Below are 11,932 nucleotides of genomic sequence, written 5' to 3' on the forward strand. Positions count from 1 at the left end.
GGCTGGCAGGACCACCGGGACATCCGGCGACGGCTCGACCAGGGCGCCGATCCGGAGACGCTGCCGTGCGGGGAACGGCCCCTGCACCGGGCCGTGGCGTTCGGCTCGCCCGAGGTCGTCGCGGAGCTGGCCGGGCGCGTCGCCGACGTCGACGCCCTGGAGGACGGTACGACCGCGTTGTGGGAGGCGGTGGTCGGGCACCGGCCGGAGATCGCACGCGTCCTCGTCGCCGCGGGAGCCGACCCGTGGCGGCCGGTGCTGGCCGGCTGGTCACCGGGGCGGCTGAGCCTGGCCGGGCCCACACCGGACCTGTTCCCGCTGCCCGGGGGCGAACCGGGGCTCAGCGAGGCGGAGTCCGCGGCGGCGCGGGAAGGCCGGCGCCGCATCGCCGCCCTGGCCGACGTCGGCTACTACGACGGCACGGGACTGGCCTGCGTGGCCGGCATCGACGCGCAGGAGGCCGTACGGCGCCTGGCAGCGGTGCCGCCGGACGCCGGGCTGCTCGCCGAGCTGCTGGAGGACCCGTACGGCGTCGACACGGACGACAGCCTGCGCATCGTCGGGGTGACGACCGTACCGGGCGGTTGCGTCGTCACCCAGCCCTGGGGGTACGGGCCGCAGATGCCGGGCGTACAGGCCCTGCTCTCCTCCGGCACCGTCTGCTACGGCATGTACGCCAACCCCAAGAGCGGCAACCAGGGCAGCCTCGTGCGCGACGGTGTCGTCGAGGGCTGGGACCTGCACCCCGGCGGGGGCCCGTGCGCCGGTATGCCTCCCGAGGAGGTCCTCACCGCGTACCTCTACGGCTCCCACGCGATCGCCGAGTGCTGCGCCCACGCGGGCCTCTTCCCCGCCGACCCGCGGCCCTTCACCGGGCCCCCCGACCTGTGGGTGGAACTCCCCGAGCGCGACTACTGGCAGCACTGACCGGTTACCGCTTGGGAGGGCGCCCCCGCGTCGGGCTGCCTGCCCGCCGTCCCCGGGTGCGGCGGGCCGTGCACGGACCGGGGGCGGGGCGGGTGGTGAACGAACCGGGGGCCTTCCGCGTCGTGTGCCACAGACCGACCTTCCGGGAGGTGCTGTGATCCTGTTTGCCCTGCTCATGCCCGTGGCGATGATAGCTCTGCTATTCGGGGTGACCGCTTTTGAGGAGCGTCTTTTTCCGTAGCCGTCGGTCACAGAGGACGCCGGCCCGTCGGCACCTCCTGCACCCACCCGCTGAGCAGCAAGGCGCCGGGTGCGTGCAGAGTCAGTCAGCGCTTGGTCACAGTCCTTGGTACGCATCGTCGGCTGAGGCCGCGGGCCGAGACTGGCAGTCGAACTTCACCTCGCGCACCACCCTCCTCTACGCCACGCTGACGGAATGCGTGACTCAACAAACAGGCATGCCGTTGACGTTCACGCCCTGATCCGGCCTCGGGGATCAATGCGATCAGCCCGTCAGCGCTAAGCCGCCCCCTCCGGCCGTGGCCTGGCGTCACCCCGATCCCGCGCGCGCCGCAGTCTTCAGCGTCAGTCCTATGCCCCATGGTCCGCAGGTGCTCTGCCTGCTGGACTGGCACGGTGAGCCCCCCTACGGCTGACCGCGCTGGGTATCGCCCCGGACCGGCTGACCGAGGCGAGGAGCGCCCGGGACGATGCTGCCTGCCTCGCAGCGGAAGGGTCCCGCTGGCCGAGTCTCGGTGCTTACCAAACCGTTGACCGAGCCGAGCCCGGCGACCGGCAAAGGAGGAGCGGCGGCGAACCTGCCCACCGGCAGCGCCTGCTCCCCCGTCCTCAACGCCATCGTGGTGTGGACGGCCCGGTACATCGACGCCGCCGTCGCCCAGCTACGTGCCGAGGGCCACGAGACCAGGGACGAGGACATCGCCCGGCTCTCCCCGCTCAAGCACAAGAACCTGAACCTGCTCGGCCGCTACAGCTTCACCGCCTCCACCCCCACCGCCGGCGCCCTGCACCCGCTGCGTGACCCGGACGTACCGGAACTCGACGAAGACGAAGACGGCGAGAACTGACACCCGACGGGCTTTGCGTCACCTCACGGAACAACGGGCTTGGCCTGCAGCCGGGACTCGGCAAGAGCGAGGGCGGCGATCGCCCCGAGCAGGATCACCGTGCCCGCGACGGTGGCCGCGGTGAGCTGTTCGTCAAGGAACAGCACGGCCAGGACGGCGGCGCTGACCGGTTCGAGCAGCATCATCACCGACGCGGTGGCAGCCCTGAGGACGGCGACGCCGGCGAAGTACAGCGGGTAGGCGAGCGCCGTGGTGACGGCGGCGATGTACAGCATCAGCAGCGCCGCCTCGGTGAGGTCCCCGCCCTGCGGGACAAGGCCCTCGTGGACGGCCAGCGGCAGCATCACGGCCGCGCCGATGAGGAAGGAGAGCAGGGTGAGGGTGAAGGCGTCCTCGCCGGTGCCGTGCCTTCCGGTCCACCGGCCCAACAGGTTGGAGACGGCGTAACCGGCGGCGGACAGCAGCGCCATCGCCACGCCCGCGGGGTGGACGACACCGGGCTGGTTGCCCAGTACGAGCACGGTCAGCCCGGCCAGCGCGCCGGCGACGGCCAGTACCCCGGCGCGGCCCATACGCTCGCCCAGAAACAGACGCCCGCCGGCGGCCGTGCACACCGGTGCGGCACCGAGCGTGACGATGGTGCCCACCGCCAGGCCGGTGTCCCGCACGGCGGCGAAGTAGGCGGTCTGGAAGACGGCCAGCCCGACTCCGGTGCCCGCCAGCAGCAGCACACGCCGCCTCGCAGGCTGCGGCGCGCGGGGCGCCTTGCGGGCCGGGCGCAGGGCCCAGGCCGGTAGCAGCAGCTCCGCTCCGGCCAGGAAACGCCAGAACGAGATAGCCATGGGCCCCAGGCCGCTGGTCCGGTAGATGACCTCCACGGCCGCGCCGGTAGTTCCCCAGGCGATCCCGGCGAAGGCGAGGAAGGCGAAGCCGCGCCGCACGGAGAGCGAGCCGGTCAGTGAGCGGCTCCCACACCGGCCCAGCGTATCCGCGTCGACGGGGAGGTTCTGTGAGGTCTTCATCTCCTCACCGTGCGCCTCCGATCGTGATACACAAAATGCATCCAGCGGACTATCGATACGCTGAGCGTATGGATACGCGCGGAGAAAACGGTGCAAGGCTGGAGCTGAAGCACCTGCGCTGTCTGCTCGCCATCATCGACACCGGCAGCTTCACGGACGCGGCCCTGGAGCTGGGCGTCTCCCAGGCCACAGTCTCCCGCAGCCTGCTCGCCCTGGAAAAGATCCTGGGAGTGCGGCTGCTGCACCGCACCAGTCGCACGGTCGAGCCCACTATGGCGGGGGTGCAGATCCTCGCCCGAGCCCGTCTGCTGCTGGCCGGCGCGGACGAACTCGTCGCCGAGGCCACCTCCGGCCACAGCCGCCTGCACATCGGTCACGCCTGGTCGGCCTTCGGGCGCCACACCACCGAGTTCCAGCGCCGCTGGCACCACGACCACCCCGACATCGAGCTCCGGCTGGTGCGTCACAACTCCTCCACCGGAGGGCTTGCCGAAGGACTGTGCGACCTCGCGGTCATCCGCAGCGCCCTCGACCTCCAACCCTGGGCACATGCCTTCGTCGGCCACGAGGACCGTTACCTGGCCCTCGCCTCCGACGACCCCTGGGCCCGCCGCCGCAGCATCCACCTAGCCGAAGTCGCCACCCGCACCCTCGCCATCGACCGCCGCACCGGCACCACCACCTTGAACCTGTGGCCCGAGGCAGAACGGCCCGCCACCGAGTACGTCCACGACATCGACGACTGGCTCGCCGTCATCGCCTCCGGCCGCTGCGTCGGCGTCACCCCTGAGGCCACCGCAGCCCAGTACCGCCCCTCCGGCATCACCTACCGCCCCCTGCGCGACGCAGAGCCCGTCCCCGTCCACCTCATCTGGCGCCGACAGGACCCCCACCCCGCCACCCGCGCCGCCGTCGCCCTCGCCATCGACCTCTACCGCACAAACCACCAAGCCCCGCGCCGCTCCCGCAGATGAGCGGCAGCCGCCTGCCGCGCTGCCCTGCCACCGCTGGCGTTCCGGTTCCTGGCCCAGCAGCCCGAGCACGCCGTGACCGCCTCGGCCATCGCACGCGGCAGCATCCGTCCGGGGCGCCTTGGCTCTTTCTAGGCCAGCTCGCCGACCAGCCCGTCACCGCCCACTGCCTCACCGCCAAGCTGCGACGCTGCGGCCTCTCGGTCGTCCCCCTGCGCAACTCCACCCTGGTCACCCGCGCCGCGGACCCAACCCCGTCCGTCCCCAGCTCCCTGCTCGGCATCAGCCTCACCAATGCACTTCAGTGGACCCGGCGTGCCGGCTGGGACTGGAACGCCTACCTGGTTGGCCGCACCTGACCGCCGTACGAGGCTGATCGAGGTACCCGAGCGCCGTACGACGACTGGCCGGTCACCGGGCGCAGCCGCACGGCGACGTCCAGGCCGGTGCCCGGTGCCCGGTGCCCGGTGCCGGGTAATGGTGCCGCCGGAGGCGTCGACGAGGTGGCGGACGATGGGAAGGCCCAGGCCGGTCCCGTCGTGGTGGGAGTCGGAGGCACGCCAGAAGCGGTCGAAGGCGCGTTCGCGGTCGATCTCGCTCATCCCGGGCCCCTGGTCGACGATGTGCAGCTCGCCGCCAAACATGGACGGCTCCTCACGTACGGGCCGCCCCACTGATCGAGGCGGCCTCGGAACCGATGCTCGGCTCGCGGCCCTGTGGACAGAGTCCGGCCGCTGGCGGGGGAGAACTCTCCCTCCCGGCTGATGTGACCACGACCGATAGATGGCCATCTCGATTGATAGTTGGCCAGTAGTGGGCGGGTACGGCGCACCCGGGCCCGGCGGACCGCCGGTCTGAACGATGGCCATGTCGCTGCGGCTAGGACATGTCCTGCCTCGCTGCTCTGGCGCGTCAGGTGATGGTGGGGCTGCGTCGCTCGACGAGGACGACATCGCGCCACTTGCCGTGGTGGCGGCCGATGCGCTCGCGGGTGCCGATGACGCGGAAGCCGGCACGCGCGTGCAGGGAGAGGCTGGCGATGTTCTCCGGGAAGATCCCGGACTGAACGGTCCAGATGCCTGCGGCTTCAGTGGAGGCCAGTAGTGCGGTCAAAAGCGCCAGGCCCACGCCGCGGCCCCGGGCGTCGGGGTGGACGTAGACGGAGTGCTCGACGACGCCGGCGTACGCGCACCGGTCGGAGACCGGGACCACGGCGGCCCAGCCCAGCACCCGGGCGCCGTCATCGAGGGCGACCAGGCGGTGCGCGGTCAGCTTGGCGACATCGAACGCCTCCCAGGTCGGTGCGGCGGTCTCGAAGGTGGCGTTGCCCTCGTCGACGCCGAGTTGGTAGATCTCCAGGACCTGGTCCGACTGCTCGGGTCCCATAGGTGCGATGCGCACGCCCGTCGCAGCGGCGGTCACCTGGCCGCCTCGATGCCGAGTTCGGCGAGCAGGCCGCGGATGCGCTGCTCGATCTCGTCGCGGATCGGCCGGACGGCCGCCACGCCCTGTCCGGCGGGGTCCTCCAGCTTCCAGTCCATGTACCGCTTACCGGGGAAGTACGGGCAGGCGTCCCCGCAGCCCATCGTGATCACGACGTCGGAGGACTGCACGGCCTCCACCGTGAGGACCTTGGGGGTCTCGGCGGAGATGTCGATGCCGACCTCGCGCATGGCCTCCACCACGGCCGGGTTCACGGCGTCGGCGGGAGCGGAGCCGGCGGAGCGGACCTGGACCTTGTCCCCGGCGAGGTGGGTGAGGAAGGCGGCGCCGATCTGGGAGCGGCCGGCGTTGTGCACGCAGACGAACAGCACGGACGGGGCGGCGGGAGTGCTCATGAGGCCAGGGCGCTTTCTTCAGCAGGTCGGGCAGGGTCGGCGGGCTGCTGCTCGCCGTGCGGGAGGACCACCTCGTCGCCGCTGGCGCGGGCCGGACGGCCGAAGCAGGCCACAACCAGGGCCAGTCCGAGGACGGCAGCCGGCCAGCTGGGCGGCGAGGAACGGGGCAACGGAGGCGGGGGCGATCCCGGCGAAGGTGTCGGTGAACGCGCGGCCGATGGTCACCGCCGGGTTGGCGAAGGAGGTGGAGGAGGTGAACCAGTAGGCCGCCCCGATGTAGGAGGCGACCGCGACCGGTGTCAGGTGCGCGCGGCCGGCGCGGGCCAGGCCGAAGATGAGCCAGACCAGCCCGGCGGTGGCGACCGCCTCCGCCAGCCACAGGTGGCCGGCGAAGCGGTCATGCCCGGCAGACCAGCTTGTTTCGACATACCTCTATGTTGACATCCATCTAATCCAGTGCTCAACGTCGCCTGTATCGACAGCCGTCGAAACAAGATGCTTGGCCATGACCGGCATCGTGGCCGGTGTGCCGTCCCTCGTGGGGCTGCCGCTCGGGACGCGGCTGGCCTCGCACACGGGATACGGGCCGGTCTGCACGCTGTCGCTGATCGCCTCGCACGAGGGCGGCGAGGCGTGCGTGTGTGACCTCATCGGCCCGTTCGACGTCTCCCAGCCACGCGGTCTCGGCTTCGCGTTCACCGTCGTGGCGGGCGGGGCACTGACGGTGTCGCTGATCCCGCCCCAGCGCCGCGGCGAGGGTCCCGGTTCATCGCCGGATCTGTTGCTGGTGACCGATCGGGAGAGCCCTGAGCCGCTCCGCTCGCAGGTGGAGCGTCGGTTGCGAGAGGCGATCCGGGCCGGCCGACTGCACAGTGGCGAGCGGCTCCCGTCCTCCCGCTCTCTGGCCCGCGGTCTCGGTGTGTCCCGCGGTCTGGTGCAGGAGTGTTACCCCCAGCTTCAGGCCCAGGGCTACCTCGTGACCCGTGCTGGCTCGGGCACCAGGGTCGCTGTGTACACACCCGTACCGCAGCTGCCGGTCAAGCGCGCCACGATGCGGCCGGCCCTGCTGGCGGACTTCCAGTGGGGCGTGCCCGACCTGCGGTCCTTCCCCATGGCCGACTGGCTGTTGGCCATGCGCGAGTCCGCCCGGTCCGCCTCCGTCTCGGCGCTCGCCTACGGGGACGCCCGGGGCAGCGCGGTGCTGCGCGAGGTCCTGGCAGGCTATCTGCGGCGGGTACGTGCCTGCGTGGCTGATCCGGCGCGGATGGTGGTTTGCTCCGGATATGCCCAGGGTCTCGGTCTCGCGCTGCACGCCCTGGCCCGCTCGGGGGTACGTACGGTCGCATACGAGGATCCGGGTGCGCCCGCGACGACGCGTTCCGCTGTGGCACGGGCGGGAATGGCGTCGGTTCCGGTGGACGAACGGGGCATCGACGTCGAGGCACTCGCCGCGACCGACGCCCGCGCGGTGGTGGTCACCCCGGCGCACCAGTGGCCCACGGGGGTCGTGCTGGCTCCCGAGCGTCGGCTGGCGCTGGTCGACTGGGCGGTGCACCGGGACGCCGTGATCATCGAGGACGACTACGATGCTGAGTTCCGCTACGACCGGGATCCGGTCGGAACCCTGCAGGGCCTCGCCCCGGACCGTGTCATCTCCAGTGGAACGGTCAGCAAGTCTCTGGCGCCGGCGGTGCGACTCGGCTGGCTGCTGTGCCCGCCAGGCCTCGACGCTTTGGTCGCAGAACACAAGCACCTCAGCGACCGCGGCTCCCCGACGCTGGACCAGCTCGCCCTGGCGACGCTCATCGAGTCCGGCCGCTACGACCGGCATCCGCGCCGGGTGCGTACCCGCTACGCGGCCCGGCGCACCACCCTGGTGGAGGCGCTGGCCGCACACGCCCCGGGAGTCGCGGTGACCGGTCTGGCGGCGGGCTTCCACGCGGTCGCGCACCTCGGCCCAAACGCCGACGAATGGGCAGTCGTCACCGCGGCGCGGGAGCGGTCTGTCGGCCTCTACGGCATGAGCACGTGCCGTACGTCGGGGGCGACCACGTCGGCCCGCCCGGCTCGTCCTGGGTTTCGGGAACGTGAGTCACCACGCCCTGGCCGTCGGCGTCCAGGTGGTGGGCGACCTGCTCCGCGGTGACGGCCGTCAACCGCGTGGTCGTGCTTCCGGGCAGGTGTGAAGCACAAGCCAAGGGGAAGGGAAGGATAGGGTTACCTTGGCCAGTCACCTTATCCATCGCGAGAATCCTGACTTACCTTGTCTACTGGTAGCCGCTCGTCCGTGATGTCTGCCTGACCGTCAGGCTGCTCGGGCGACGGCTCGGCCGCCCCAGCGGATGCCTTCTCACCACGGATGCGGGCGCGCTCAAGCCGTTGGACGGTCGGCACCTCGGGATTGCGGGCGCTCTTGTTCCGCCAGCGCAGGTAGCCGTGCAGGGCGCGCGTCCGGACGGTGGGGTTGCGGTAGTTGGAGTTGGCGACGGTGCACTGCCGCCTTCTCTGGGGGTAACCGTGTGGCGCGAGGCAAGCGGAGAGCACTTCGTGCAGCTCAGCGCCGGTGTGATCGACGCTATCGTGTGCAACACATGTGGCGCCACTGCCGGGTCGCCGAGTGGGATCGCCGCGTCAGCGTGGTGCAACGCCACCTCATTCCCCACCTGTAACGTCGGCCTCCCCATTCAGACCTTCGAGCCCGGCCTGCTGGCGGCGCATCGGGCTCTCTACGTGTTGTGGGGCGGGCAGCCCTGGGCGGCCGCGCCGGATTCTTGTGGCGGCCAGTCGGGGGCAGGGTCTTCGGCGAGCAGCGGCCGGAGGGCGCCGAGAACTGCGCCGATGCAGACGTCGCGCAGCTGAGTGCGGGTACAGGTCCCGTGGGTAAGCCAGTCGACGCAGAGGACCCGGACGAAGACAAGCCAGCTCTTCAGGACATCGGACACTGCCTCGTGGGCGCTCTCGTCCGCGAGTGGGAGTACGGCCAGCAGTCGGGCACGGAGTGCGTCCAGCTCGTTCGTCATGATCGTCTGGATCACCGGGTCGCCCGCGAGGACTCGGTTCGCTGCGAGGACGGCGTTGCGGTTCGCCACGAAGTAGTCGAGATGGACGTCCATGCCCTGGATGAGCTGCTCCGCCAGGGGGGCGTCGGGGTCGAGCTGTGTTCCGGCGAGCAGTTGGTCCGCTGCCTGCTGGTAGACGGCTCCGAAGAGGGCTTGTTTGCTGGGAAAGTGACGGTAGAGCAGGGCCCGCGAAACACCGGCTTGTTCGGCGACTTCCTCCATCAGCACATCGGCGTAGGGGTGTGAGGCGAAGAGCCGTGCGCCGACGGTGAGGAGCTGGGCGCGGCGGTCGGCGGGGCTGAGTCGTCGGCGCGGAGACATACACAGAGCTTAGTTGACATGGGTCCACTAGTGCACCCATCGTAGTAGACGCATGTCAACTAGACGTCGTTCAGGACGGCTTGGAGGAATCATGGCCAGGACTCTGCGTCTACTCGCACAGCTGATGGGCTGGACCTGTGTGGCGATCGGCCTCTTCCATGTGGCACTCGGCAACGCGGCGATCCCCGGTGCCGCTTCCGCCGGTACGACGGTCGACAGCTGGGGCCGGTTCATGGGCGCCGCGTTCGCCGGCTACGGGCTGGCTTGGCTCTGGGCCGTGCGGCAGCATCCGATCCCGGCTCGAGTGGTGCGGTGGCTGGCCGGCGTTTTCCTGCTGGGTGGCGCGGGCCGACTGCTCTCGCTCGCCGTGCATGGCTGGCCGCAGTGGTTTCAGATCGCACTGGCGGTGATCGAGCTCGGCCTGCCGCCGGTCTTCTTCTGGTTGGCCGACGCAGAGGAGCGGACCCTGCTCAGCGGTGTGGGAGTCACGCCTGCCGGGCGGTGAAAGTGCCTGAGCGCGCCCGGATCGGCCACTTGGACGGGGAAGTCGACGCTTCCGGTGGGGAATCGGGTGATCGCTGGCAGCGGTCCGGTGTCAGCGATCGGAGTCCTTGGCACCGGTGCCTGAGATCGGCATTCATCCGGAAGCCTTGCGGCACTGGGTGAAGCCGGCCGCCACAGGCCGCGTGTGGCCGCCCCGCCAGCAGGGCGGCGCTCGATCTCGAAGTCGCTTTCCTCGGCGTAACCTTGACGTTTAACGTCGCAGGTCACCCGACCCGCTGATCTGCGCTTCTTTCCGGGACAGCGGGGGCGGCCGTGCTCCACGCTTCGAGATGTCGAGTCACGAAGTGCAAGAGAACGGCCGCTGTGTATGTGTCTGTCTGTCGATGCGCCCGTGGGCGGGGCCTTGGATGTGTTGTCCCGCTTTCGGGTCGAGTTCTACGAATGCCTCTACGCTCGCGCGGATGCGCTCTTCGAGCTCACCGACGCGGTGCTGTGCGCGGACGGACCGGTGAACACCCTGGTCGAGCTGTCGCTGGCGGTCGAGCACCGGCGCGCGCACGGTGCGCTGTATGCGGCTTGGACCGCGGCTGGCTGGAACCCGCGCGCTTTCGCCGCACGCTGGCCGATCTGCCGCTGCCGAAGGCGGCCGACGGCCGGATCGTGCCGGCCGTGGACGTGAGCAACTGGCTCCGCCCCAATGCTCCGACCAGCGACGACCGGCTGTTCTGCCACGTCTACGGACGCGGTGACCGCAAGACGGACCAGCTCGTGCCGGGCTGACCGTACTCCTTCGTCGCCGCCCTGGAGTCGGGCCGCACCTCCTGGGTCGCGCTGCTGGACGCCGTGCGCCTGGGGCCCGCCGACGACGCGACACTCGTGACCGCCGCCCAACTGCGCCATATTAGCGAGCAGTTGACGCAGGCCGGGCACTGGCAGCCGGGCGACCCCGAGATCCTGATAGTGATGGATGCCGGCTACGATGTCGCCTACCTGACCTTTGCCTTGGACGACCTGCCGGTCGTGCTGGCTGGCTGTGAGTGGGCGGTGCACCGCTGCACCACGACCCTGGCCCGAGCGAACCACTGGCCGGCCGTGAGGGTGGCTTGCCCAATGCCACAGCGCGCGCACCGGCTCGCCCCCGCCTCGCCGGGTGCGGGGCGATGGCACCGAACCAGCCGAGGGCGATAGTCCGGGCGTGCTCCATGCACCCGAGCCGCGGGTCCGCGTCCTGGTCCGGGTCCGAACGTGGCTGCGCCCTGCTGTGTGTGGTCGGTGACGGCAGGCATCGCCACCTGCATCCCGTAACCGCCGCCGACAGCAGACGGCGATGACGGCGAACCGTGGCTCAGAGCTTGTCCGGCAGCCAACTGCAGAGGCCGAAGAAGGAGGCGATACAGACCAGGACCCGACGGGGAAGGGTCGCAAGCGGTGGACCATGCGCTGGAAAGCACCCCTGAACGCGTTCCAGATCGCTTTCGAGGGCCGCCTGACTCCGAGCAACAACTGACCATCAACAACCAAGATCAGCCGTTAAATTGACACACCCTGCTTCGGCTCACACGGGCAGGTCCGGTTTCCCGGTCGCTGCCGGGGTCAGTAGTCGAGGTCGAGGTAGTCGGTGTCGTTGAGGGTGACGTCCGTGAGTCCCAGGGCGCGGCTGTCGCTGTCCTGGAAGTAGATGTCTGTGAGTCCTTCGGCGATGATCTGGCGCATCTGCTGGTCGCTGGCTCCGGCGTCACGGGCGTTGAAGAGGCGCTGTGCGTAGGTGGGGGGCAGGTGGACGGTGAGTCGGCGGAAGCGTCCGTCGTCGGTGGTGCCGATGGGCGCGGTGTAGCCGAACCGGGCCCGTGTCTCCACCGAGATCCCGCCGGTGGTGGCGGCCTGTTTCCGGCGGCATCTGCGGACCTGGGGCTGCCAGCGCGCCCGTACGGCCGCGTTGATCCGTTCGGCGATCGCCTGGGGCGGGTGCTTGCGTTCGCCCTTGCGGTAGCGCTACACCGACCGTTGGTTGACTCCGATCTCCTGGGCGACTGCTTTGGTCGTCTTGAGCTGCTTGATCAGGAAGTTGAGGAAGTTGATGCGGGCCTGGAGGGTCTTGGGCGGCTGGCGAGCGCTTACTCGCCTTCGTCGAGGACGGTGTCGCCGCCTGAACCGTTCCGGGTTCGGTAGAGATCTCAGTTGTTGGGTGTGACCTGGGGTTTC

At 70.3% G+C, this 11,932-nt stretch carries 8 protein-coding genes and 6 pseudogenes; 6 read left to right on the forward strand and 8 right to left on the reverse strand.

What is annotated here, in order from left to right:
* Window positions 1-927: ankyrin repeat domain-containing protein (locus AB0B40_RS26855; protein ID WP_362265984.1), on the forward strand; the 927-nt coding region annotated here is incomplete at its 5' end.
* An 845-nt stretch (window positions 928-1,772) separates the two neighbouring features.
* Window positions 1,773-2,015, forward strand: a pseudogene (locus tag AB0B40_RS26860) (Tn3 family transposase); the annotation flags it as partial.
* 23 nt (window positions 2,016-2,038) lie between these two features.
* Here the strand turns inward: AB0B40_RS26860 and AB0B40_RS26865 are convergent.
* Entirely contained in the window at window positions 2,039-3,037 is a 999-nt protein-coding gene (locus AB0B40_RS26865) for an EamA family transporter (RefSeq protein ID WP_362265986.1), read from the reverse strand.
* A gap of 68 nt (window positions 3,038-3,105) precedes the next feature.
* On the opposite strand from AB0B40_RS26865, the gene AB0B40_RS26870 reads away from it, so the two are divergent.
* Entirely contained in the window at window positions 3,106-4,011 is a 906-nt protein-coding gene (locus AB0B40_RS26870) for a LysR family transcriptional regulator (protein ID WP_362265988.1), read from the forward strand.
* Window positions 4,012-4,345: 334 nt separating this feature from the next.
* Here AB0B40_RS26870 and AB0B40_RS26875 read toward each other — a convergent pair.
* The 4 genes and pseudogenes from AB0B40_RS26875 to AB0B40_RS26890 form a co-directional block, all read right to left on the reverse strand.
* A pseudogene (locus AB0B40_RS26875) lies at window positions 4,346-4,640 on the reverse strand (ATP-binding protein); the annotation flags it as partial.
* 280 nt (window positions 4,641-4,920) lie between these two features.
* Complete coding sequence (locus tag AB0B40_RS26880) at window positions 4,921-5,394, reverse strand: N-acetyltransferase family protein (protein ID WP_362266002.1); 474 nt, start codon at window positions 5,392-5,394, stop codon at window positions 4,921-4,923.
* Between the two features lie 32 nt (window positions 5,395-5,426).
* On the reverse strand, window positions 5,427-5,846 hold the full coding sequence (locus AB0B40_RS26885; protein ID WP_362265990.1) for an arsenate reductase ArsC: 420 nt from the start codon (window positions 5,844-5,846) through the stop codon (window positions 5,427-5,429).
* Window positions 5,843-6,248 (reverse strand): annotated as a pseudogene (locus AB0B40_RS26890) (aquaporin family protein); the annotation flags it as partial. The gene AB0B40_RS26885 and the pseudogene AB0B40_RS26890, both read right to left, overlap by 4 nt.
* A gap of 103 nt (window positions 6,249-6,351) precedes the next feature.
* On the opposite strand from AB0B40_RS26890, the gene AB0B40_RS26895 reads away from it, so the two are divergent.
* Complete coding sequence (locus tag AB0B40_RS26895; RefSeq protein ID WP_362265992.1) at window positions 6,352-7,992, forward strand: PLP-dependent aminotransferase family protein; 1,641 nt, start codon at window positions 6,352-6,354, stop codon at window positions 7,990-7,992.
* Window positions 7,993-8,151: 159 nt separating this feature from the next.
* Here the strand turns inward: AB0B40_RS26895 and AB0B40_RS26900 are convergent.
* Both AB0B40_RS26900 and AB0B40_RS26905 read right to left on the reverse strand, forming a co-directional pair.
* Window positions 8,152-8,345, reverse strand: a pseudogene (locus AB0B40_RS26900) (IS630 family transposase); the annotation flags it as partial.
* A gap of 227 nt (window positions 8,346-8,572) precedes the next feature.
* Window positions 8,573-9,226 (reverse strand): TetR/AcrR family transcriptional regulator, encoded by a 654-nt coding sequence (locus AB0B40_RS26905; protein ID WP_362265994.1) that lies wholly within the window; start codon window positions 9,224-9,226, stop codon window positions 8,573-8,575.
* Between the two features lie 91 nt (window positions 9,227-9,317).
* Here AB0B40_RS26905 and AB0B40_RS26910 point away from each other — a divergent pair, with 91 nt between their 5' ends.
* Window positions 9,318-9,731: a DUF4345 domain-containing protein gene (locus AB0B40_RS26910; RefSeq protein ID WP_362265996.1), complete on the forward strand. Its 414-nt coding sequence runs from the start codon at window positions 9,318-9,320 to the stop codon at window positions 9,729-9,731.
* Between the two features lie 366 nt (window positions 9,732-10,097).
* A pseudogene (locus AB0B40_RS26915) lies at window positions 10,098-10,918 on the forward strand (transposase).
* Window positions 10,919-11,323: 405 nt separating this feature from the next.
* Here AB0B40_RS26915 and AB0B40_RS26920 read toward each other — a convergent pair.
* Window positions 11,324-11,839, reverse strand: a pseudogene (locus AB0B40_RS26920) (XRE family transcriptional regulator); the annotation flags it as partial.
* Window positions 11,840-11,932 lie beyond the last annotated feature (93 nt).

It is taken from the genome of Streptomyces sp. NPDC042638 (genome assembly GCF_040647235.1).
In the GTDB taxonomy this organism is placed as follows: domain Bacteria; phylum Actinomycetota; class Actinomycetes; order Streptomycetales; family Streptomycetaceae; genus Streptomyces; species Streptomyces rameus.

Bases quoted from the DNA above. Each gene is read 5' to 3' on its own strand.
- AB0B40_RS26865 (WP_362265986.1), bottom strand. From the start codon at position 3,037: ATGAAGACCTCACAGAACCTCCCCGTCGACGCGGATACGCTGGGCCGG.
- AB0B40_RS26870 (WP_362265988.1), top strand. From the start codon at position 3,106: ATGGATACGCGCGGAGAAAACGGTGCAAGGCTGGAGCTGAAGCACCTG.
- AB0B40_RS26880 (WP_362266002.1), bottom strand. From the start codon at position 5,394: ATGGGACCCGAGCAGTCGGACCAGGTCCTGGAGATCTACCAACTCGGC.
- AB0B40_RS26885 (WP_362265990.1), bottom strand. From the start codon at position 5,846: ATGAGCACTCCCGCCGCCCCGTCCGTGCTGTTCGTCTGCGTGCACAAC.
- AB0B40_RS26895 (WP_362265992.1), top strand. From the start codon at position 6,352: ATGACCGGCATCGTGGCCGGTGTGCCGTCCCTCGTGGGGCTGCCGCTC.
- AB0B40_RS26905 (WP_362265994.1), bottom strand. From the start codon at position 9,226: ATGTCTCCGCGCCGACGACTCAGCCCCGCCGACCGCCGCGCCCAGCTC.
- AB0B40_RS26910 (WP_362265996.1), top strand. From the start codon at position 9,318: ATGGCCAGGACTCTGCGTCTACTCGCACAGCTGATGGGCTGGACCTGT.